Here is a 20,081-nt window from a genome sequence, read left to right on the forward strand (position 1 = left end):
GGCGGCACGGCGGAGTACGACGCACGTGCTCACGGGTGGGTGACCGTGAGGATGCCCAGGCACATCTCGTCGGTGGTGCCCTCGCCCCACACGACGTACCGGTCGGGCTGGCCGGCGAAGGCCGGGAGCCGGTCGCGCAGCCACTGCACGTGGCGGCAGGTGACCTTCACGGTCTCCCCCGCGTGCAGCGTGACCGGCTTGATCGGCTTGGCCGCCTGGTTGTCGAAGTCCCACACCGGGATGTCGAGCATGGTCCGCGCCTTCGGCGTGCCCGGATCGACCTGGATCTTGATCGAGCGGCCCAGCAGGTGCATGTGGCCCGCGACCGCGTGGATCGTGGTGGTCCTGTTCACGGTGCGGGCGCAGGTGGTGACCTCGGTGTCACGCTGCTCGCCACAGAGCACGCTCAACCAGTTGTTCGTCTGACCGACCGGCCCGAAGCGGTGCACGACGTCCGCGATGGAGGTCGTGCGGTCGCACTGCGGGTTGTCGGTATGGCCGGGGCGGCACGGCAGCTCGACGGGTGCCGGCAGCAGCATGGTCTCCAGCGGCGTCAGGTGCGCCGACGGCGGCGCCAGCCGGAGCAGGGTCGCCGACCGGTCGGTACCGGACCCGCCGAGCAGGTTGTAGTGGACCTGCATGATGATCCGGCTCCCGGCCGCCAGCGGTACGCCGTACCCCGGTGCGTCGACGGACTCCTGCGCACCGGGCGCCCAGGCGCCGAGCCACGGGGCGTTGTCGAGGTTGTTGCTGTTCGGCAGGCCGCTGTCCCCGAAGCAGGTCCAGCCCTCACCGGGATCGTTCGCGTCGAGCTGCTGGGCGGCTGCCACCTGGTTCGGGTCGACCCGGAACAGGATCACGTGGTGCACGACGCTGCGGTTGCCCGGCTCGACGAACGTGCCGGTCAGGTAACGGTTCCGGGAGAGGTGCGGGTCGAGCAGGAAGCACCGGTAGTCGTCGTTGCCGACGGCGTTCGGCGCGGACGGCTGGAAGGGCCGCGACATCCGCAGCGTCATCCGGCTCTCGCCCGCTCGTAGGGGCCGGGGCTTCACCGCGGCGACGGGATGCGCCTGCAGATGGACCGACGACGTGGTGCGTCCCGTCGAAGATGACACCGGTCCGGCGGCCGGCGCCGCGCCGTTCCCGGAGGCAGCGACGATCGCCAGGGCCACCGCGAGCGCGCCCACTGCCGCAGCGGCGCCCACCGCCGCGGCCCGCGGGCTCAGCCGGGAGGCCATGCCAGCCGTCGTCCGGCCAGCACGTGCAGGTGTGCGTGGAACACCGACTGGCCGGCCTCCTCGCCGGTGTTGAAGACGGTCCGGTAGTTCTCGTACCCGGCGTCCACGGCGACCTGACGGGCCACCCGGACCAGCTCCGCCACGGTCGCCGGGTCGGTGTCGGCCAGCTCCGCGGCGTTCGCGACATGCGCGCGCGGGACCACCAGCACGTGCAGCGGCGCCTGCGGGTTCACGTCGCGGAAGGCCAGGGCGCTCTCGGTCTCGGCGACCACGTCGGCGGGGATCTCGCCGGCGATGATCCGGCAGAACAGGCAGTCGGCCACGGCCTCATCGTTTCACGATTCGGCGACAGTACGACGTAAACCTCAGGCGACGGGCGGGCGTGCTACTACCGTGATCGGCCATGCGGAGGTCCGGCTGATGGCTCCTACCCGGGGCCACACGTCCGGCTGGAGCGCCGACGACGCGCTCGAGCTGCTCTACGTCGCTCACTGGCGCCAGCTGGTGCGCCTCGCCGTCCTCCTCGTCCACGACGTCGGGACCGCCGAGGAGATCGTGCAGGACTCCTTCATCGCGGTGCACGGCAAGTGGAACCGGCTCCACGACCCGGACAAGGCCCTGGCCTACCTCCGGCAGAGCGTGGTCAACCGCTCCCGCTCGCACCTGCGCCACCTCTCGGTGGTCCGTCGGCACGCGGAGCGCGAGGCTCCCTCGCCACCCACTGCCGGCGCCGACCACACGGCGTACGACCACGCGCGCCGCGCCACCGTGCTCGACGCCCTTCGCCGCCTCCCCCGCCGTCAGCGAGAGGTGCTCGCCCTGCGCTACTACCTCGACCTCGCGGAGGCCGAGATCGCGGACATGCTCGGGATCAGCCGCGGCGCCGTGAAGAGCCACGCGTCGCGTGGCGCCGCAGCTCTCCGCGCCGACCTCGGCGCGGAGCTCGAGGAGACCCGATGAGCGACCCTGTCCACGACGACCGGCTGCGAGGGCTGCTGTCCGACGCGGTCTCCGACATCGAGCCGGAGAACCGGCTCGACGAGCTGCGCGCCTCGGTGCACCCCAGCCCTCGGGTGGTCCCCATGTCTCGACCGCGTTCGTGGTACGCCGCGGCCGGCATCGTCGCGACCGCAGCCGTGATCGGCATCGTCGCCTACCTGACCTCCGTCGCCGGTGAGAAGGCGACCGATCTCGGCCCGGCGACCGACAGTGGCACCGCGGTGCCCTCCGCAACGGCCACGGATCCGGCCGCAACCCAAGGACCGGGCAGCTCGACCAGAGCGCAGGCCCGTCCGTTGGCGGTGTACTTCCTCGGTCACGGCCCGCAGGGCGACGTGCTCTACCGCGAGACGGTGCCGCTGAGCTCCGGCGAGAGGCCGCTGGACCTGGCCGTCTCGGCGTTGATGGACCGCCCGACCGACCCCGACTACCGCACCGGGTGGTACCCGGGAACGCTGGTCTCGGCCTCGGCCAAGCACGGCGTCGTGCGGGTGGAGCTCGGCCCCATCCCGGCCGGTCGCCCGACCTCGATGTCGCAGCGCACGGCGTACGAGACGGTGCAGCAGGCGGTCTACACGCTCCAGGGCGCGACCGGGCGGCGCGACATCAAGGTGCAGTTCCTCCGCCACGGCAAGCCGGCTCCCACGATCCTCGGTGTGCCGACCACGCACCCCGTCGGGCCGGGCCGAGCGGGCGACGTGCTCTCGAAGATCAACATCGGCGAGCCGCTGGAGGGCCAGCTCGTCCAAGCCGGCCGACTCGTCGTGAGCGGGACCAACAACGGCGTCAAGGGCAGGCTCAGCATCAGGCTCGTCCGGAAGAGCTCGTCCGGCGAGAACACCGTGCTGACCAGGTCCGGCGCCGCCGACGGTTTCGGCAAGCGCGACCGGATGTACCCCTGGCGGGTCGTGCTCGACACCTCGGACCTGCCGCCCGGCGCCTACACGCTCATGGCGACGAACGACGACCCCGGCGGGCGCGGTGACCCGGCCACCGACACCCGCGTCGTCGTCCTGAGGTAGCCGGCATGGAACGTCGACCACCGGCCGTCACCGTCGCGCTCTCCCTCGACCTCCGTCGTTGACCGTCAGCGACGAGCAGCCCCTGCACCTCGGCTGAGGCGTACGCCGGTCACGTCCAGCGCGGCGTGCGGGCCAGCAGGGCCGCGACCGCCGCCAGCCCCGCGGTCGACGTGCGCAGCACCTCGTCACCCAGGCGTACGGCGCGCGCCCCGGCCGTCGCGAACGCCGCGACCTCCTCGCCGGTCAGCCCGCCCTCCGGGCCGACCACCACCACGAGCGACCCGGACTCGGGCACGTCGACCGCGGCCAGGGACGTCGTGGCCGTCTCGTGGAGCACGACGGCCAGGTCCGCGGCAGACAGCAGGGTCGACACCTCGCCGATGGTCGCCGGCTCGGTCACCTCTGGGAACCACGCGCGGCGCGACTGCTTGGCCGCCTCTCGCGCGGTCGAGCGCCAGCGGGTCAGTGACTTCGCGGCGCGCTCCCCCCGCCAGACCGCGACCGACCGCGAAGCGGCCCAGGGCACGACCCGGCTCACCCCGATCTCGGTGAGGAGCTCCACCGCCAGCTCGCCGCGGTCACCCTTCGGCAGCGCCTGGACGACGGTGACGGCCGGCGTCGGCTCGGGCAGCCTCTCGACGTCGTCGGCGGTCACCACCAACCGGCGCCTCCCGGTCTCGGCCACGGTGCCGGTGAGACGGTGCCCGCGGCCGTCGGTCACGACCACACCCTCGCCCGGACGCATCCGGCGTACGGCGACGGCGTGGTGCGCCTCGTCGCCGTCCACCTCGACCGGATCACCGCGGCGTACGCCGGCCAGCGACTCGACCCAGTGGACCGGCAGCGTCATCGGGTCGGCTCAGTGCCGGGTGGGAGGACCGTTGAAGGCATCCCGGATGCGCCCGAACACCGAGCCGGAGGGCCGGTTCGGCGCGAGGCGCCCGTCGGGCTTCTCCTCGCCGCGGATCGCGGCGAGCTCGCGCATGAGCTCCTCCTGCCGCGGATCGAGGCGGCTCGGCGTCTCGACCACGACGGTCACCACGAGATCACCGCGGCCTCCCCGCAGCCCCGGAACCCCGCGTCCGCGGAGCGTGTGCTCGCTCCCCGACTGGGTACCCGGCCTGATGTCCAGCTCGAACGAGGTCTCCACTCCCGTGTCGGGCTCGGAGTCCGCCTCGAGCGTGGGCAGGGTCAGTGTCGTCCCGAGCGCGGCCGCGGTCATCGGCACCGTCACCGCGCAGTGGAGCGTCGTGCCCTCGCGGGTGAAGATCTCGTGCGGGACGACGTGTACCTCGACGTACAGGTCTCCGGGCGGCCCCCCGCCGGCGCCGACCTCGCCCTGACCCGCCAGCTGCACGCGGGTGCCGGTGTCGACTCCGGCCGGGATCTTGACGGTGATGGATCGGCGCGCGCGCACCCGGCCGTCGCCGGAGCACTCGCGGCAGGGGTCGGGGATCAGGGTGCCGTAGCCACGGCATGCCGAGCACGGCCGGAGGGTGCGGATCTCGCCGAGGAAGGAGCGCTGCACGTGGGCCACCTCGCCGGTGCCGCGGCACGTCTCGCACGGCACCGGATGGGTGCCGGGTGCGGTGCCCTCGCCGTCGCACGTCGTACAGACGACCGCGGTGTCGACCTTGAGCTCCCGCGAGACGCCGAAGGCCGCCTCCGCCAGGGAGACCTCCATCCGGATCAGGGCGTCCTGACCGCGGTGGATCCGCGGTCGCGGACCGCGGCCCGCCGGCCCGGTCTGACCGCCGAAGAACGCATCCATGATGTCGGTGAACGAGAACCCGGCACCGAAGCCGCCGGCACTCGCGAACACGTCTCCCCCGCGGTCGTACGCCGCGCGCTTGTGCGGGTCGCTCAGCACCTCGTAGGCGCGTGAGACCTCCTTGAACCGCTCCTGCGTCGCCGGGTCGGGGTTGACGTCGGGATGCAGCTGGCGGGCGAGCCGTCGGTAGGCCTTCTTGATCGTCTCGGTGTCGGCGTCCCGAGGAACGCCGAGCAGCTCGTAGAGATCGTGGTCGGACATGCGCAGGGGCTCCTTATGCCTCGTCGAGGATGCGGGAGACGTAGCGGGCGACCGCGCGCACCGATGCCATCGTCCCCGGGTAGTCCATGCGGGTGGGACCCACGACGCCGAGGTTGCCGACCGCCTCGTCGGCAGGGCCGTATCCCGTCGAGACGACGCTGGTGCTCGCGAATTCCTGGTAGGGCCCCTCGTGTCCGATCCGGACCGTGACCAGGCCGCCGCTCTGGGCCTCGCCGAGCAGCTTGAGCAGGACGACGTGCTCCTCGAGGGCCTCGAGGAGCGGCCGGACGGCCAGCTCGAAGCTGTCACCGAACCGGGCCAGGTTGGCCGCCCCGCCCACGGCGACCCGCTCCGACGAGCGGTGGTCGGACATCGCGTCCACCAGCGTCTCGGCGACCACCGTCTGCACTCCGCCGTCACCGGGTGCCTCCTCGAGCAGCTCCAGCGCCGTGGTGGCCTCCGCGACCGTCCGCCCGCTGAGGACGGCCGAGAGCCGCCCGCGCAGGGCCGCCACGCCCTCGTCCTCCATCGGTACGGCGAGATCGACCAGCCGCTGCTCCACCCGCCCCGAGCTGAGGATCAGCACCACGAGCAACCGCGCGGGAGCCAGCGCGACCAGCTCGATGTGCCGGACTGTGGAGCGGGACAGCGTGGGGTACTGCACGATCGCGACCTGGTGCGTCAGCTGGGCCAGCAACCGCACCGACCGCTGCACCACGTCGTCGAGGTCGACCGCGCCGTCGAGGATCGTGGCGATGGCGCGACGCTCCGCCGGCGTCATCGGCTTGATCGTGGTCAGCCGGTCGACGAACAGCCGGTAGCCCTTGTCCGTCGGGATGCGGCCGGCGCTGGTGTGGGGCTGGGTGATCAGGCCCTCCTCCTCGAGCGCGGCCATGTCGTTGCGGACCGTGGCCGGCGAGACGCCGAGCCCGTGCCGCTCGACCAGGGCCTTGGAGCCCACCGGCTCCTGCGTGGCGACGTAGTCCTCGACGATGGCCCGGAGCACGGCGAGCCGGCGTTCGTCCTGCATCGCCACCTCCTCGCCGCGCCCGACCATGTCACGGGCTGGCACTCACCAGCCCGGAGTGCCAAGCCTACTAGGGTCGGGAACCGTGACGGAGTTCGTGGAGGTGGCCGACCGGGTGTGGGTAGCCCGACAGGAGTGGTACGACCTCAACGTCTGCCTGGTCCGTGGTTCCGCCGGCCTCCTCGTCGTGGACACCCAGGCGTCGGCCCGCGCCGCCCGGGCCATCGTCGAGGACGTCCGCGCCCTCGGGATCGGCGACGTGACCGCGATCGTGAACACCCACGAGCATTTCGACCACACCTTCGGCAACGGCGCGTTCCGCGCGGCGTACGGCGAGGTGCCGATCCACGCACACGAGGTCGCCGCCGAGCAGACGGTCGACGCGGGCGAGCGGATCAAGGAGCGGTTCGCGGAGGAGCACGACGACCCGCACCGTGACGAGGTGCTCGAGACGGAGATCGTGGTGGCCGACCACACCTTCTCGTCGGTGAAGGTGCTCGACCTCGGCGACCGGCAGGTCGAGCTGGCCCACCCCGGACGCGGGCACACCGCGGGCGACGCCGTGATCCGGGTGCCGGACGCGGACGTCGTGCTCGCCGGCGACCTGGTCGAGGAGAGCGGCCCGCCGGCGTACGGCGTGGACTGCCACCCGCTGGACTGGCCCGGCACCCTCGACGTCGTGATCAACCTGGTCGGCCGCGACACGGTCGTCGTCCCCGGTCACGGAGCGCTGGTCGACCGAGACTTCGTCGAGCAGCAGCGCCAGGACATCGCGATCACGGCGCAGACGGTCCGCGACCTTGCGGCCGCCGGCGTGACCGCCGACCGGGCGTTGGACGAGGGCGAGTGGCCCTTCCCGCGCGAGGGGCTGACCAACGCCGTCATCCGCGGCTACGCCCAGCTCCCGCCGGCCGGGCGCGCGCTGCCCCTGGTCTGAGTACCGTGACCCGCCACCCTTCGGGGGGTTGCGGCGGCCTGCAACCGCGGCCTAGAACGGAAGGCATGAGCGAGCAGCACTCCGAGCAGCACGACGACCGGGCCGACGACGGTCCGCTGAGCGTGCCCGACGAGGACCTGCCCGAGGACCTCCGGCCGACGGAGGAGAACCCGCTCGCACAGCCCGCCGGCGACGACGTGCCCGAGGACCTGCTCCGGGACACCGCCGGCACCTCGAGCAGGAGCTCGGAGGACGCCGGGAAGGGGGGAGGCGACGATGACGCGTCGTCCGGGCCGGCGTCCTCCGAGCACCACGACCACCAGTCGGGCGACACCGACTGACTCATCGGAGTCCGGCGCGCCTCACGGCGCTCGACGGGACGCCTCCTAGCGTGGACCGGTGATCCCCGACCGCTACGGCTCAGACGTGCTCGCCTCCGACCGGCGAGCACCTGCGCGCGGCAGGGCGACCCCGGCCGAGGCGACCCTCGGCCTGGTGGTCGAGGAGGCGATGACCGACTTCTGCGGTGAGATCGTCGCCGTCGACCGCGACCTGGCCACCCTCACCCTGGAGGATCGGCGCGGCCGGCGGCGTGGCTTTCCGCTCGGCCCCGGCTTCCTGCTCGATGGTCGACCCGTCGTCCTGACGGCACCGGTGACCCTGTCGGCGCCGTCCGCGCCGCGACGTACGGCGTCGGGGTCGGTGGCGGTCCCGGGCGCACGGGCACGAGTGGCCTGCGAGAGCCGGATCTTCGTCGAGGGCAGGCACGACGCGGAGCTCGTCGAGAAGGTCTGGGGCGACGACCTGCGCGTCGAGGGCGTCGTCGTCGAGTACCTCGGGGGCGTCGACGATCTCGTCTCGGCGCTGCGCGACTTCGCCCCCGGGCCGGGTCGCCGCGTCGGCGTGCTGGTCGACCACCTCGTCCCGGGCTCGAAGGAGAGCCGGATCGCCGACGACGTACGCCGCTCCCCCGTCGGCGAACACGTGCTGGTCGTGGGACACCCGTTCGTGGACGTCTGGGCCGGTGTGAAGCCCGAACGGCTCGGCCTGGCCGCGTGGCCCGACGTACCCCGCGACGTCGAGTGGAAGCACGGGGTCTGCGCCGCGCTCGGCTGGCCCCACGCCGACCAGGCCGACCTCGCACGCGCCTGGCAGCAGATCCTGTCGCGCGTCACGTCGTACGCCGACTGCGAGCCGGCCCTGCTCGGCCGGGTCGAGGAGCTCATCGACTTCGTCACCCCTTCGGACCAGGCCGACTAGCCGGTCGGTCAAACTTCTCCGAACCACCCACGTGGCGCTCAGCAGCGACTTACGCTCCGGCCATGCCGGATCCTCAGGTGCCGCACGCCGACGTGACGGTCGTGGTGCCTGCCTTGAACGAGGAGGCGCGCGTCGCCACCGTCGTCTCCGGGCTCCGGGTCGAGTTCGGGCGGGTCGTCGTCGTCGACGACGGCAGCACGGACCGCACCTCTGAGCTCGCTCGTGCCGCCGGTGCGCATGTGGTCCGCCACCCCGGCAACCTGGGCCAGGGCGCGGCGCTCCAGACCGGCTTCGCCTACGCGCTGACATCCCCGGGCATGCGCTACGTCGTCACCTTCGACTCCGACGGCCAGCACCGCGTCGAGGACGCCTTGTCCGTCCTGGCCACGGCCCGCGAGACCGGTGTCGACGTCGTGCTCGGCTCCCGCTTCCTGACCCCCGACACCGAGGTGCCCGCCGTCCGGCGTGCCGTCCTCCGCGCCGGCATCGCCTTCACACGAGCCACCACCCGACTGCAGGTGACCGACACCCACAACGGCCTCCGCGTGCTGAACCGGCACGCGGTGCAGCAGATCGACCTCACGCTCGCCGACATGGCCCACGCCAGCCAGCTCCTCGGCCTGATCGCGCGGCACGGCCTGACTTGGACCGAGGCTCCGGTCGTGATCGACTACGCGGATGAGACGCGGCGGCGGGGGCAGTCCAACGTCAACGCACTCAACATCGTCTTCGACCTCGCCCTCGAGCGACTCCGCTCAGCAGGCTGAGCAGGGGCGGGCGACCCGCACCTGGTGGTCCCGTCTCCGGGCGGCACTCCCGTGGCTGGTCCTGGTCGGCATCCTGGTCTCGCTCGTGCTCAACACGGCGCGGCCGCTGACCAACACCGACACCTACTTCCACCTCCGCTTCGGGCACGAGTTCCTGCACGGCTGGTCGCTGCGCCATCCGGGCAGCGTGAGCTCGTTCGCCACGGCCGACTGGGTGCCGACGCAGTGGCTGTCGGAGATCGTGATGGCCAAGACCGAGGACCGGTTCGGCCTGTCCGGTGTCGCCTGGCTGTCCGGGCTGCTCGAGGTGCTGCTCTTCCTCGGGGTGTACGCCGCGGCGCGCGTCCGCGCCGAGCCGCTGGTCGCGATGCCGGTGACGGCCATCTCGCTCTTCGCCATGCAGAGCGGCCTGTCGATGCGCCCGCAGGTGATCAGCTACCTGATGACGGCGCTCGTCGTCGCCGCCTGGCTCCGCACTCTCGACGACCACCGGGTGCGATGGTGGCTGGTGCCGCTGGTGTGGCTGTGGGCGATGCTGCACGGGATGTGGCCGATCGCGCTGATGGTGGGGGCGCTGGCGACCGTGGGACTCGCCCTGGACCGCACGCACCGACCGGTCGTGCTGCGGTCCGCGGCCGTGACCGCGGCCTGCGCCGCGGCGGCTGCCGTGACTCCCGTCGGCCCCGCCCTGTATGGCGCGGTGCTCGCCGTCGGCTCCCGTCGCGCCTACTTCTCCGAGTGGCTCCCGCCGGACTGGATCTCGTGGCCGTCCGCCGGCTTCGCCGTCCTGCTCGCCGCCACCCTGGCCGGGTTGTGGCGACGTCGGGAGAACCCCTGGACCGAGACCCTGCTGATCGTCCTCGCCGGGGTGTTCGCGGCGTACTCCGAGCGAACCGTGCCGGTGGGTGCGGCGATGCTGGCGCCGCTTGCGGCCGGGCCCCTGCAGGCGCTGTTCGGTCGTCGTACGCCCCTGAGGTCGCGCGAGGTCCGCGCGGTCGTGGCTGCAGCGGTCCTCGCCCTGGTCGCCCTCGCGGTCGCGGTTCCCCGCACCGCCGACGACCCACTCGCGGTGCCGCGCTGGGCGGACCCGGCGCTCGGCACGCTCCCCACCGGTACCAAGGTGCTCGACGACTGGAGCCTGGGCGGCTACCTGATGTGGCGCTATCCGCGGTTGGACCTGATGATGCACGGGTACGGCGACACGTTCACCACCGCGGAGCTCGATCGCAACACCGGCCTCCTGCTGCTCTCGCCGGGTTGGCAGCGGGACCTGCGTGCCTCGGGCGCCCGAGTGGCGCTGCTGCGTCCGATGTCGCGGCTCGCCTACGAGCTGACCGGCCAGGAGGGCTGGTCGGTCGTGCACCGATCGGAGTCGCTGATGATGCTGCGCGCCCCGGCGGACTGGCGGTCGCCGGCGCCCGCGGTCGCGCAGCTGGGCGGGTCAGTCGGCTGAGGCCGCCGCGACCCAGCGGGTCAGGACGTCGGCGGCCGCACCGGAGTCGACCGACTCGCCGGCCCGGGCGAAGGCCGCCGGCAGGGCGTCCTCGACCGAGGCCGCAGGCTGGTCGTAGACCGCGAGCGCCGCGGCGGCGTTGAGCAGTACGGCGTCGCGGATCGGCCCGGGCTCGCCCTCCAGGACACGGCGTACGACGTCGGCGTTGTGGTGGACGTCGCCGCCGCGCAGGTCCGACGAGGTGGCCGGGGGGATGTCGAGCACCGACGGGTCGACGGTGGACGGCGTCACGATCCCGTCGTGGACCACCCAGATCTGCGACGTGGTCGTCGTGGTCAGCTCGTCGAGCCCGTCGTCGCCACGGAAGACCCAGGCGTCGACCCCGCGTCGGGCGAGCACGCCGGCCATCAGTGGTGCCAGGCGCGAGTCGGCACACCCGACGGCCTGGGCGTCCGGCTTCACCGGATTGGCCAGCGGGCCGAGCAGGTTGAACGTCGTACCGATCGCGAGCTCGCGTCGAGGGACCGCGGCGTGGCGGAGGGCCGGGTGGAACGCGGCCGCGAAGCAGAACGTGATGCCGACCTGTTCGGCCAGACGGGCGACCCGGTCGGCCGAGAGGTCGAGCCGGATGCCGAGCGCCTCGAGCACATCGGCGGAGCCGGCCTGGCTCGAGGCCGACCGGTTGCCGTGCTTGACGACGCGCGCGCCGGCTCCGGCGGCGACGATCGCCGCCATCGTGGAGATGTTGACGCTCATCGAGCGGTCACCGCCGGTGCCGACGACGTCGAGCGCGCGACCCGGGATCGTCAGTGGCGTCGCCACCTCGTACATCGCGTCCAGCAGACCGGTGACCTCCTCTATCGTCTCGCCCTTGCCGCGCAGGGCGACCGCGAGGCCGGCGATCTGGGCAGGCGTGGCGGCGCCGGACAGGATCTCGCCCATCGCCCACGCGGCCTGCTCGCCGGTCAGGTCGCGGCGCTGGACGAGGGATCCCAGCACCTCGCCCCAGGAGTACGCCGTGGCGCCCACGAGGTCAGGTCGTCGCGATGGTGGCGGGGACGCGCGGACGCAGGAGCGAGGTGACCGCTTCGGCGAGCCGCAGGGGGTCGATCGGGTGCGGCACCGCTGCCTCGGCCCGGGACCACGTGGCCAACCAGGCGTCCTGGGGACGACCGATCAGGACCAGGATCGGGGGGCAGCGGTAGATCTCGTCCTTGAGCTGCTTGGCGATGCCCATGCCACCTGCCGGCACCGCCTCTCCGTCGAGGATGGCCAGGTCGATGCCCCCCGCGTCCATGTTCTGCAGGACGACCGGCTCGGTGGCGACCTCGACGTACTGGAGCTCGGGGAGGTCGGGGTGGGGCCGGCGGCCGAGCGCGAGGATCACCTGCTGGCGCACGTTGACGTCGTCGCTGTAGACGAGCACGCGCAGCCGCGGCTGGCGCTGCCCGGCGTCGTGGGAGTCGCTCACGGGCAGAAGGCTACCGAATCGACCCGACTCTCCCCGGGGGTCGGGGTGCCCGCTCCGGATGGCTCGGGACATAATGGCGACCGTGGCGACAGCTTCGACGACGATCCCTGCCTCACGGCTGCACGGACACCACGACCGCCCGAGCATGGTGAGCGTCGGGACCATCATCTGGCTGTCCAGCGAGCTGATGTTCTTCGCCGCCCTGTTCGCGTCGTACTTCACGATCCGCGCCGTGAGCCCCGAGCTCTGGGCGCAGAGCACCGAGAAGCTCGACGTCCCCTACGCCGCGATCAACACCACGATCCTGGTGCTGTCGTCCGCCACCTGTCAGCTCGGCGTCTTCGCCGCCGAGCGTGGCCAGGTCAGCCGCTCCGGCTCGGTGTTCTCCGTGAAGGGGTGGGGGCTGCGCGAGTGGTTCATCCTCACCTACGTCATGGGCGCGGTGTTCGTGGCCGGTCAGGCCAATGAGTACGCGACCCTGGTCAAGGAGGGCATCACCATCCCGTCCTCGGGGTACGGCTCGATGTTCTACTTGACCACCGGCTTCCACGCCCTCCACGTGACGGGCGGTCTGATCGCCTTCCTGTTCGTCCTCGGCCGCACCTTCATGGCCCGGCGCTTCACCCACGAGCAGGCGGTCAGTGCCATCGTCGTGTCGTACTACTGGCACTTCGTCGACGTCGTCTGGATCGGGCTGTTCGCGACCATCTACCTCATCAAGTGACCGCAAGGGACCGACTGTGCGCCTCCTGAACCGCCCCCTCGGACGTCTCTCCCGGCACCGCCGCGGCCCGGTCGCGGGGCTACTCGTGGTCCTGCTGGGGCTGCTCCTGACGGGTGGGTTGTACGCCGCGTTCTCACCGGCGTCGGCCCGCGAGGACGACTCCGCGACGCAGATCAAGCAGGGCCACCAGCTGTTCCTGGTCGGGTGCGCGTTCTGCCACGGCAGCAACGGTCAGGGCCAGAAGACGCTCGACGGCAACCAGCTCGGCCCGCCGCTGATCGGCGTGGGTGCCGCCGCGGTGGACTTCCAGGTCGGCACCGGCCGGATGCCGGCGGTCCAGCCCGGGCCCCAGATCCCGCAGAAGGAAGTGGTCTACACACCCGACGAGATCGCCGCTCTCGCGGCGTACGTCGCCTCGCTCGGGCCGGGCCCGGCCATCCCCAACCCGTCCGACTACAGCCTCGACGGACTGACCGACGAGGAGCGCCAGCAGGCCATCACGCGCGGCGGCCAGATCTTCCTGACCAACTGCACGGCGTGTCACAACTTCGAGGGTTCCGGCGGCGCCATGCCCAAGGGCGGGTATGCACCGCCGATCCGCGGTGTCCCGGCGAAGTTCATCTTCGAGGCGATGCTGACCGGTCCGCAGGCCATGGACAACTTCTCCAACGGCAACCTGTCGGTCGAGGAGAAGCGCGACATCATCGCCTACCTCCAGTCGTTGCAGGACAACCCCGAGTACGGCGGCTTCGGCATGGGTGGCATCGGCCCGGTCAGTGAGGGCTTGTTCGCCTGGGTCGTGGGCATCGGCTCTCTGGTCGGCGTCGCCGTGTGGATCGCTGCCCACACCGCCCGGTCGTCCAAGCAGAAGGCGGAACTGTGAACGACAACCTCCCCGAGACCACGCACGGCGGGCAGGTCCCGGTCGGGACGCAGGAGCCGATCCCCGACCCGGGGCTCCCCGAGCACGAGTGGCGACCGACCGACGTGGACCCGAAGGCGGAGAGGCGCGCCGAGCGTCAGGTCGCCGGGCTGTTCGTGGTCGCGATCCTCGGCGCCATCGGGTTCATCGCCAGCTATGTGATCTTCAAGGTCGGCGACACCACTGACACGATCGGCAACCTCGGCGCGTCCAACCTGATGCTGGGTCTGTGCCTGGCGGTGACGCTGCTGGCCATGGGTGCCGGGATGATCCAGTGGGCCCGCAAGCTGATGGCGGACCACGAGATCGTCGAGATGCGCCACCCCGCGGCGTCGTCCGCAGAGGATCGCGAAGCCGCGGTCTCCATCTTGCAGACCGGGCTCGACGAGTCCGGTCTCGGCCGGCGACCGTTGATCCGCAACACCCTGCTCGCGGCCGGCGGAGTGCTCGGCCTGCTCCCGATCGTGATGCTGCGCGACCTCGGGCCGCTCCCGGGCGACAAGCTCGACCACACGGTGTGGGACCTCAACACCTGGACCCCGGAGATGCAGGCGTGGTGGAAGACGCAGAACCGCACCCTCCAGCGCGTCGTCCGCGACGTGGTCGGTACGCCGATCAAGGTCACCGAGCTCGAGATAGGCGATCTGGTGAACGCCGAGCCCGAGGTGATGTTCGCGGTCGACCCCGAGACCCAGCAGCCGGTCGTCGAGGGCACCCAGCTGCTCGTCGACAAGTCGAAGGCGGCGGTGATCCTGAACCGGATGCTGCCCAGCGACATCGTGTCGGCACAGACACTGAACTGGTCGGTCGACGGCATCGTCTGCTACTCCAAGATCTGCACGCACGTCGGCTGCCCGATCTCCCTCAACGAGCGCACCACCCACCACCTGCTGTGTCCCTGCCACCAGTCGACCTTCGACCTCACTGACAGCGGCAAGGTTCTCTTCGGCCCCGCTGCCCGTGCGCTGCCTCAGCTCCAGCTGACGGTGGATGACGAGGGATACTTGGCAGCGGTACGCGACTTCACCGAACCCGTCGGGCCGAGTTTCTGGGAGCGAGGCTGATCATGTCCCTGGACACCAGCAAGATCGCCGACACCAACCGCGACTCCGCGGCGACCGCCAAGAAGCCGAACAAGGCCGGAGCGGTCGCCGGGTGGGCGGACGACCGGCTGAGCCTGGGCACTCTGACCAAGGTCTTCGCGCGCAAGGTCTTCCCGGACCACTGGTCGTTCATGCTCGGCGAGATCGCGCTCTGGTCCTTCATCGTCCTGCTGCTGACCGGCACGTTCCTCACGTTCTGGTTCACGCCCAGCATGTCGGAGTCCGTGTACCAAGGGTCCTACGCCCAGCTACGCGGCGTACCGATGTCGGATGCCTACGCCTCGACGCTGCACATCAGCTTCGACGTGCGCGGTGGCCTGCTGATGCGGCAGATGCACCACTGGTCCGCGATGCTGTTCATCGCCGCGATGTTCGTGCACATGATGCGGACCTTCGTGACCGGGGCCTTCCGCAAGCCGCGTGAGCTGAACTGGATCGTCGGTTCGCTCCTGCTCCTCCTCGGCATCCTCGAGGGCTTCGCGGGGTACTCCCTGCCCGACGACCTGCTGTCCGGCACGGGCCTGCGGATCGCGGACGGGTTGATCAAGGCGACACCGGTCGTGGGCACCTACATGTCGTTCTTCATCTTCGGCGGAGAGTTCCCCGGCGACGTGGTGATCCCGCGTCTCTACATCCTCCATGTGCTCCTGATCCCTGGGCTGATCCTTGCCCTGATCGGCCTGCACATGATGCTGCTGGTGTTCCACAAGCACACCCAGTGGGCCGGCCCCGGTCGCACGGAGGAGAACGTCGTCGGCTACCCGATGCTCCCGGTCTACATGGCCAAGGCGGGCGGCTTCTTCTTCATGGTCTTCGGAGTCACCGCGCTGATGGGCGCGCTGCTCTCGATCAACCCGATCTGGAAGTACGGGCCCTACGATCCGTCGAAGGTGACGGCCGGCTCCCAGCCCGACTGGTACATGGGCATCGCCGAGGGTCTGCTGCGCATCATGCCCAACTGGGAGACCCATATCTGGGGGGTCACGATCTCCTGGAACGTGATGATCCCCGGCCAGATCCTGCCGATGGTGCTGTTCGGGATGATCGTCGCCTGGCCGTTCCTCGAGCAGTGGGTGACCGGCGACAAGCGGGAGCACCACCTGCTACAGAGGCCGCGCAACTCCCCCACGCGTACGGCGTTCCTGGCGGCGATGGTGACCGTCTACGGCCTCCTCTGGGCCGCCGGCGGCAACGACATCCTGGCCACGCACTTCCACTGGAGCCTGAACTCCATCACGTACTTCATGCGTGCGGCGATCTTCGTCATCCCGCCGATCGTCTTCTACGTGACGCGGCGTTGGTGCATCGGGCTGCAGCGCGGCGACAACGATCTGCTGCTGCACGGGTACGAGACCGGCATCATCATGCGGTCGCCCGAGGGCGCCTACAGCGAGCGGCACCTGCCGATCAGCGAGGGGCGCGCCTACTCGATCACCGCCCGCCATCGCGACCACGTCCACGAGATCGAGTCGGACGTCGACGAGAACGGCGTGGCCGCGCCGGGCACCCGGGTCGGGCGGATCCGGGCCAAGCTGTCGAAGGCCATGTACGCCGACAACGTGCAGAAGCCGACCTCCGAGGAGCTCGAGGAGGCCCGCCACCACGCGGAGCACACCCACGAGCTCGAGGCCGGCCTCGACCACCCGGCCGCGGGCCACGAGTTCGACGACCACGCCCTCCGCGACGCCGAGGACGTCCCCCTCCGCCAGCACTAGCGCTGACCCGCCAGAAGTGTGCGGGCGAACAGCGCTGACCCGCCAGAAGTGTGCCGGCGAACGTCGTTGACCCGCCGGAAGTGTCAGCCGAGCCAGCTGTCGCCGTACCGGTTCTGACCGGTCCACGCCAGTCCGCCGTAGCGTCGACGTGCCCGCTCGATGCCCTGTCGGAGCCGGAGGCCCGGGTCGCAGCCCGGTCGGTAGACGTCGGCGCTCTCGAAGACGTCGATGATCCAGTCTTCGTGCTCGACGAGCCACGCGATCCGCTTCGCGTCGTACGCCGCGCGTTCGGCGCCGTGCCATCGTGGCCCGTTGTACTCGACGCCGTACTTGAGCTCCGGACAAGACAGATCCAGGTAGTAGGTCCCGTCCGGATGGCTGACGGGATGCTGGAGGGTGAGTGCGGGCATGCCGGGCTGCCCCTCCCACGCCAGGCCGAGGACGCACTCCGGACCGGAGCCGTACTCGGTCCGGACGAACGGCGCCAGCACGCGAATCTGGCGAACGCCGCGATAGCCGGCGAACCGGCCACGTTCACGGACCTCGAACAAGAGGTCGTCCCGCTCGTAGTCGGCGACCTTGGCCATCGCACACATCGCGGCGAACGCCGACTCAGGACGCAGGCCCATGCCGAGGTCAACCGTGGTCCGGAGCTTCGCGGTCACGGCCAACCCCTGGATCTCGCAGATCTCGTGCGCCAGGAACGTTCGCTCGCCGCTCTTGCACAGCGGGTTGCGCAGGCGGTATCCCGGCCGCAGGTGCATGCTGACCGGCGGCACCCGCAGGTGGTCCCCCGGCGCCAGGATCATCGGGGCGCCACTGAGCCAGCCGGCGGTCCGGTCCGTGACGACGGCGTACTCGGGCACCACGAGGGACAGGCAGGACAGTCTCAGATCGAGCCCGTCGGACAGCTGGGCGGCGTAGAAGATCCCGCGCATCGGGTTGATCAGCAGCCCGCGAGACACCCACGCGGTGAGCCGTCGAGGAGGTACGCCCTCGGCCATCGCCATGGCCCGGGTGAACGGACGGTCGATCGGAATGGGGGCATCGGGCCCCAGAAAGGTGGGGGCATCGGAGTTCATGGGTCCAGGAGTGCCCGCTCTCCTGACCGCTCAACCAGTGGCCGCGCATGCCTGTGGACAACCGCGGGCGGGACTGACGGGTCGGCGCGTCAGGCCCGCACACTTCCGGCGGGTCAGCGTTAGTGGAGGGCGGACCCGGCCTTGTACTGCGAGAAGGACTCGTTCCAGTCGCCGTAGCCGTTGGTGAACTCCATGGGCTTGTCGGTGCCGGTGTACTGGACGACGTCGCCGATGTTGGTCATGTGGTACAGCCAGTCGGCGTTCGCGGTGCTCAGGCCCGTGCAGCCGTGCGACACGTTGGCGTGTCCCTGGTCCGCGACCGACCACGGAGCGGCATGGATGAACTCGCCGGAGTAGGTCACCCGCATCGCCCACTGGACGCCCTTGATGTTGTAGGCGTCGGCGCCGGTGATGCCCACGGTCTCGGAGTTCATGTCCTTGCTCGGGAACTTCTCGATGATGACCTTGGTGCCGGAGCGGGTCGTGTACGCCGGCTGCTGGCCGGTCGTGACCGGCAGGGTGCGCAGCAGCTTGCCGTTGCTGATGACCTGCATCTGGTCGGTCCTGGTGTCGATCTTGTAGACGTGGGCGGCACCGACATGGAACTGGATGGTCCGGTCGAGCTGGCCGAAGATCCCGTTGCCGGCCGGCACGCTGTTGATGTCGGCGTTCACGGTGACCGTGCTGCCGGCCTTCCAGTACCTCGCCGGGCGCCAGTGCACCTCGGTGTTGCTGATCCAGTGCCACGAGCCCTTCTGGGCCGGCTGCGCGACCACGTGCAGGTGCTTCTCGATCGAGGCACGGTCGGTGACGGGGACGTCGAAGGTCACGATCACCGGCATCCCGACCCCCACGGTCTGGCCGTCGAGCGGCGCGATGGACGGGTAGGTCTGCTGGTCGAGGGTCAGCCCAGCGGTGGTGAACCGGGTGGTCCTCTTGATCGACGCACCGCCGTCGCTCGCCGCCTGGCTGGTCACGGTGTACGTCGTGCCCGGCTCGAGCAGCGTGCCGGCGGTCCAGGTCTTCCGGTCCGCCGACAGCTTCCCGGGGATCGTGCCGGACTTGGAGCTGACCGCGACGGAGGTGAGCGTGCCGGCGTCGGCCGTCACCGAGAGGCGTCGGTCGACCGGGACGGCGGTGGCGCCACGTTGGACGTTGGCATGGACGACCGGCTTCGCCACCTCGGGCTTCGCACCCTTGGAGTGTAGGACGTCCTTGACGCCGTTCGGGTCGCCGTCGGACTTCGAGTCACCGGTGCCGCACCCCGCGGCGACCAGGGACACGGCCATCAGGGCGCCGAGGATCATCGGCACGCGGGCGCGGGTGATGGACATCAGACTCCCCGTAGGTAATGGACGCTCGGCCCCAATGTAACCCGGCACCCCACCGCTACCTCGAATCGACGGCACCGGTGAAATCTCACGCAACCGCAGGCGCTCCGGTCGCGTCCCACGCGGGTCTCGTGCTAGTGCGCGTGCTCGCCGCGGTAGTACTCGAACACCCAGCCCGACAGGGCGATCGCGCCGAGACCCACGCCGATGATGAGCAGCCACCAGGCACCCAGCGCCGTGCCGTAGACGATGACGGCGAGCGCCGCCCCGCACCAGAGGGGCCACCATGAGTACGGCGGGAAGAAGCCCATCTCCCCCGCGCCGTCGGCGACCTCGGCGTCCTTCAGGTCCTCGGGACGCGGCTCCATCTTGGTCGCGTGGAAGCCGAGGTAGAGGGTCACCATGGCCATCAGCAGCGTGGTCATCACCAGTGCGGAGGTCCCGGTCCAGTCACCGGCGATCAACCAGTAGGCCGGGCTCACGACGAGGAAGAACGCCGTACAGCCCCCGAAGATCCAGGCTTCGATCTTCACGCTTCGTCATCGCCCATCTGGTCACGCAGATGCTCGTCGCGCCCGTCGACGTCGGGCGCATCGGCGAAGCGGGAATTCGCCATCGCGTAGTTGTCCTCCATCTCGATCGCGGCGATCTCGGGATGGTGCAGGTCGAAGGCCGGAGACTCGGAGCGGATCCGCGGGATGCGGTCGAAGTTGTGGCGTGGCGGTGGACAGCTGGTGGCCCACTCCAGCGAACGGCCCCAGCCCCACGGGTCGTCAACCTCGACCAACGGCGCCTTCCGCGAGATCCACACGTTGTAGAAGAACGGCAGCATGGAGGCTGCAAGCAGGAACGAGCCGACGGTGGAGACCTGGTTCAGCGTGGTGAAGCCGTCTTCTGGCAGGTAGTCGGCGATACGGCGTGGCATCCCCTCCACACCCAGCCAGTGCTGGACCAGGAACGTGGTGTGGAAGCCGATGAACAGCATCCAGAAGTGCACC

The 20,081-nt window shown here is 70.7% G+C and carries 22 protein-coding genes; 11 read left to right on the plus strand and 11 right to left on the minus strand.

From position 1 onward, the window contains the following. Positions 1-29: 29 nt before the first annotated feature. Both VGJ24_RS09945 and VGJ24_RS09950 read right to left on the minus strand, forming a co-directional pair. Positions 30-1,238 (minus strand): hypothetical protein, encoded by a 1,209-nt coding sequence (locus VGJ24_RS09945; protein ID WP_331500407.1) that lies wholly within the window; start codon positions 1,236-1,238, stop codon positions 30-32. Next, positions 1,223-1,561: a histidine triad nucleotide-binding protein gene (locus VGJ24_RS09950; RefSeq protein ID WP_331500409.1), complete on the minus strand. Its 339-nt coding sequence runs from the start codon at positions 1,559-1,561 to the stop codon at positions 1,223-1,225. Before VGJ24_RS09950 ends, VGJ24_RS09945 begins: the two co-directional genes overlap by 16 nt. Before the next feature lie 97 nt (positions 1,562-1,658). On the opposite strand from VGJ24_RS09950, the gene VGJ24_RS09955 reads away from it, so the two are divergent. Together VGJ24_RS09955 and VGJ24_RS09960 are read left to right on the plus strand one after the other, a co-directional pair. Beyond that, positions 1,659-2,198 carry a SigE family RNA polymerase sigma factor gene (locus tag VGJ24_RS09955; RefSeq protein ID WP_331500410.1) on the plus strand — a complete coding sequence of 180 codons (540 nt, stop codon included), beginning with the start codon at positions 1,659-1,661 and terminating at the stop codon, positions 2,196-2,198. Continuing rightward, complete coding sequence (locus tag VGJ24_RS09960) at positions 2,195-3,259, plus strand: GerMN domain-containing protein (protein WP_331500411.1); 1,065 nt, start codon at positions 2,195-2,197, stop codon at positions 3,257-3,259. Before VGJ24_RS09955 ends, VGJ24_RS09960 begins: the two co-directional genes overlap by 4 nt. Before the next feature lie 109 nt (positions 3,260-3,368). Here VGJ24_RS09960 and VGJ24_RS09965 read toward each other — a convergent pair whose 3' ends face one another. Genes VGJ24_RS09965 through hrcA form a run of 3 tightly spaced genes read right to left on the minus strand, consistent with a single transcriptional unit; the run spans position 3,369 to position 6,321 of the window. Next, the gene (locus VGJ24_RS09965; protein ID WP_331500412.1) at positions 3,369-4,109 is read right to left on the minus strand and encodes a 16S rRNA (uracil(1498)-N(3))-methyltransferase; all 741 of its coding nucleotides are present in this window, start codon (positions 4,107-4,109) and stop codon (positions 3,369-3,371) included. Positions 4,110-4,118: 9 nt separating this feature from the next. Beyond that, a complete protein-coding gene (dnaJ, locus tag VGJ24_RS09970) occupies positions 4,119-5,291 on the minus strand; it encodes a molecular chaperone DnaJ (RefSeq protein WP_331500413.1) in 1,173 nt (390 codons plus the stop codon). 13 nt (positions 5,292-5,304) lie between these two features. Continuing rightward, on the minus strand, positions 5,305-6,321 hold the full coding sequence (gene hrcA, locus VGJ24_RS09975; RefSeq protein WP_331500414.1) for a heat-inducible transcriptional repressor HrcA: 1,017 nt from the start codon (positions 6,319-6,321) through the stop codon (positions 5,305-5,307). 82 nt (positions 6,322-6,403) lie between these two features. Here hrcA and VGJ24_RS09980 point away from each other — a divergent pair, with 82 nt between their 5' ends. The 5 genes from VGJ24_RS09980 (at position 6,404) to VGJ24_RS10000 (ending at position 10,735) form a co-directional block, all read left to right on the plus strand. Beyond that, a complete protein-coding gene (locus VGJ24_RS09980) occupies positions 6,404-7,255 on the plus strand; it encodes an MBL fold metallo-hydrolase (RefSeq protein ID WP_331500415.1) in 852 nt (283 codons plus the stop codon). Between the two features lie 65 nt (positions 7,256-7,320). Further along, the gene (locus tag VGJ24_RS09985; protein ID WP_331500417.1) at positions 7,321-7,596 is read left to right on the plus strand and encodes a hypothetical protein; all 276 of its coding nucleotides are present in this window, start codon (positions 7,321-7,323) and stop codon (positions 7,594-7,596) included. Between the two features lie 61 nt (positions 7,597-7,657). Beyond that, positions 7,658-8,515 (plus strand): DUF3097 domain-containing protein, encoded by an 858-nt coding sequence (locus VGJ24_RS09990; RefSeq protein ID WP_331500428.1) that lies wholly within the window; start codon positions 7,658-7,660, stop codon positions 8,513-8,515. A 62-nt stretch (positions 8,516-8,577) separates the two neighbouring features. Beyond that, the gene (locus VGJ24_RS09995) at positions 8,578-9,282 is read left to right on the plus strand and encodes a glycosyltransferase family 2 protein (protein ID WP_331500418.1); all 705 of its coding nucleotides are present in this window, start codon (positions 8,578-8,580) and stop codon (positions 9,280-9,282) included. Between the two features lie 85 nt (positions 9,283-9,367). Then, positions 9,368-10,735, plus strand: coding sequence for a hypothetical protein (locus tag VGJ24_RS10000; RefSeq protein WP_331500419.1), 1,368 nt, complete (start codon positions 9,368-9,370; stop codon positions 10,733-10,735). On the opposite strand, the gene trpD is transcribed toward VGJ24_RS10000, so the two are convergent. Both trpD and VGJ24_RS10010 read right to left on the minus strand, forming a co-directional pair. Continuing rightward, on the minus strand, positions 10,724-11,764 hold the full coding sequence (gene trpD, locus VGJ24_RS10005) for an anthranilate phosphoribosyltransferase (RefSeq protein ID WP_331500420.1): 1,041 nt from the start codon (positions 11,762-11,764) through the stop codon (positions 10,724-10,726). The two genes, VGJ24_RS10000 and trpD, sit on opposite strands and share 12 nt — an antisense overlap. A 4-nt stretch (positions 11,765-11,768) precedes the next feature. Continuing rightward, the gene (locus VGJ24_RS10010) at positions 11,769-12,206 is read right to left on the minus strand and encodes a hypothetical protein (protein ID WP_331500421.1); all 438 of its coding nucleotides are present in this window, start codon (positions 12,204-12,206) and stop codon (positions 11,769-11,771) included. Positions 12,207-12,279: 73 nt separating this feature from the next. On the opposite strand from VGJ24_RS10010, the gene VGJ24_RS10015 reads away from it, so the two are divergent. From VGJ24_RS10015 to VGJ24_RS10030, 4 genes are read left to right on the plus strand one after another with little or no spacing between them, the layout of a single operon-like run. Beyond that, on the plus strand, positions 12,280-12,930 hold the full coding sequence (locus tag VGJ24_RS10015; protein ID WP_331500430.1) for a heme-copper oxidase subunit III: 651 nt from the start codon (positions 12,280-12,282) through the stop codon (positions 12,928-12,930). A 16-nt stretch (positions 12,931-12,946) separates the two neighbouring features. Next, positions 12,947-13,813, plus strand: coding sequence for a c-type cytochrome (locus VGJ24_RS10020; protein WP_414691055.1), 867 nt, complete (start codon positions 12,947-12,949; stop codon positions 13,811-13,813). After that, a complete protein-coding gene (locus VGJ24_RS10025; protein ID WP_331500422.1) occupies positions 13,810-14,916 on the plus strand; it encodes a ubiquinol-cytochrome c reductase iron-sulfur subunit in 1,107 nt (368 codons plus the stop codon). Before VGJ24_RS10020 ends, VGJ24_RS10025 begins: the two co-directional genes overlap by 4 nt. Positions 14,917-14,918: 2 nt before the next feature. Beyond that, entirely contained in the window at positions 14,919-16,670 is a 1,752-nt protein-coding gene (locus VGJ24_RS10030; protein WP_331500423.1) for a ubiquinol-cytochrome c reductase cytochrome b subunit, read from the plus strand. Positions 16,671-16,753: 83 nt separating this feature from the next. On the opposite strand, the gene VGJ24_RS10035 is transcribed toward VGJ24_RS10030, so the two are convergent. The 4 genes from VGJ24_RS10035 to VGJ24_RS10050 form a co-directional block, all read right to left on the minus strand. Then, positions 16,754-17,752 carry a hypothetical protein gene (locus VGJ24_RS10035; RefSeq protein WP_331500424.1) on the minus strand — a complete coding sequence of 333 codons (999 nt, stop codon included), beginning with the start codon at positions 17,750-17,752 and terminating at the stop codon, positions 16,754-16,756. Positions 17,753-17,871: 119 nt separating this feature from the next. Next, positions 17,872-19,086: a L,D-transpeptidase gene (locus tag VGJ24_RS10040; RefSeq protein ID WP_331500425.1), complete on the minus strand. Its 1,215-nt coding sequence runs from the start codon at positions 19,084-19,086 to the stop codon at positions 17,872-17,874. A 131-nt stretch (positions 19,087-19,217) separates the two neighbouring features. Next, entirely contained in the window at positions 19,218-19,616 is a 399-nt protein-coding gene (locus tag VGJ24_RS10045) for a cytochrome c oxidase subunit 4 (RefSeq protein ID WP_331500426.1), read from the minus strand. Then, a partial coding sequence (locus tag VGJ24_RS10050; protein WP_331500427.1) for a cbb3-type cytochrome c oxidase subunit I occupies positions 19,613-20,081 on the minus strand: 469 nt, incomplete at its 5' end. The genes VGJ24_RS10045 and VGJ24_RS10050, both read right to left, overlap by 4 nt.

It is taken from the genome of Nocardioides sp., assembly GCF_036493135.1.
Lineage (GTDB): Bacteria > Actinomycetota > Actinomycetes > Propionibacteriales > Nocardioidaceae > Nocardioides.

Coding starts and splice junctions, on each gene's coding strand:
- VGJ24_RS09945 (WP_331500407.1), bottom strand. CDS start 1,238: ATGGCCTCCCGGCTGAGCCCGCGGGCCGCGGCGGTGGGCGCCGCTGCG.
- VGJ24_RS09955 (WP_331500410.1), top strand. CDS start 1,659: ATGGCTCCTACCCGGGGCCACACGTCCGGCTGGAGCGCCGACGACGCG.
- VGJ24_RS09960 (WP_331500411.1), top strand. CDS start 2,195: ATGAGCGACCCTGTCCACGACGACCGGCTGCGAGGGCTGCTGTCCGAC.
- VGJ24_RS09965 (WP_331500412.1), bottom strand. CDS start 4,109: ATGACGCTGCCGGTCCACTGGGTCGAGTCGCTGGCCGGCGTACGCCGC.
- dnaJ (WP_331500413.1), bottom strand. CDS start 5,291: ATGTCCGACCACGATCTCTACGAGCTGCTCGGCGTTCCTCGGGACGCC.
- hrcA (WP_331500414.1), bottom strand. CDS start 6,321: ATGCAGGACGAACGCCGGCTCGCCGTGCTCCGGGCCATCGTCGAGGAC.
- VGJ24_RS09985 (WP_331500417.1), top strand. CDS start 7,321: ATGAGCGAGCAGCACTCCGAGCAGCACGACGACCGGGCCGACGACGGT.
- VGJ24_RS09995 (WP_331500418.1), top strand. CDS start 8,578: ATGCCGGATCCTCAGGTGCCGCACGCCGACGTGACGGTCGTGGTGCCT.
- VGJ24_RS10015 (WP_331500430.1), top strand. CDS start 12,280: ATGGCGACCGTGGCGACAGCTTCGACGACGATCCCTGCCTCACGGCTG.
- VGJ24_RS10030 (WP_331500423.1), top strand. CDS start 14,919: ATGTCCCTGGACACCAGCAAGATCGCCGACACCAACCGCGACTCCGCG.
- VGJ24_RS10035 (WP_331500424.1), bottom strand. CDS start 17,752: ATGAACTCCGATGCCCCCACCTTTCTGGGGCCCGATGCCCCCATTCCG.
- VGJ24_RS10040 (WP_331500425.1), bottom strand. CDS start 19,086: ATGTCCATCACCCGCGCCCGCGTGCCGATGATCCTCGGCGCCCTGATG.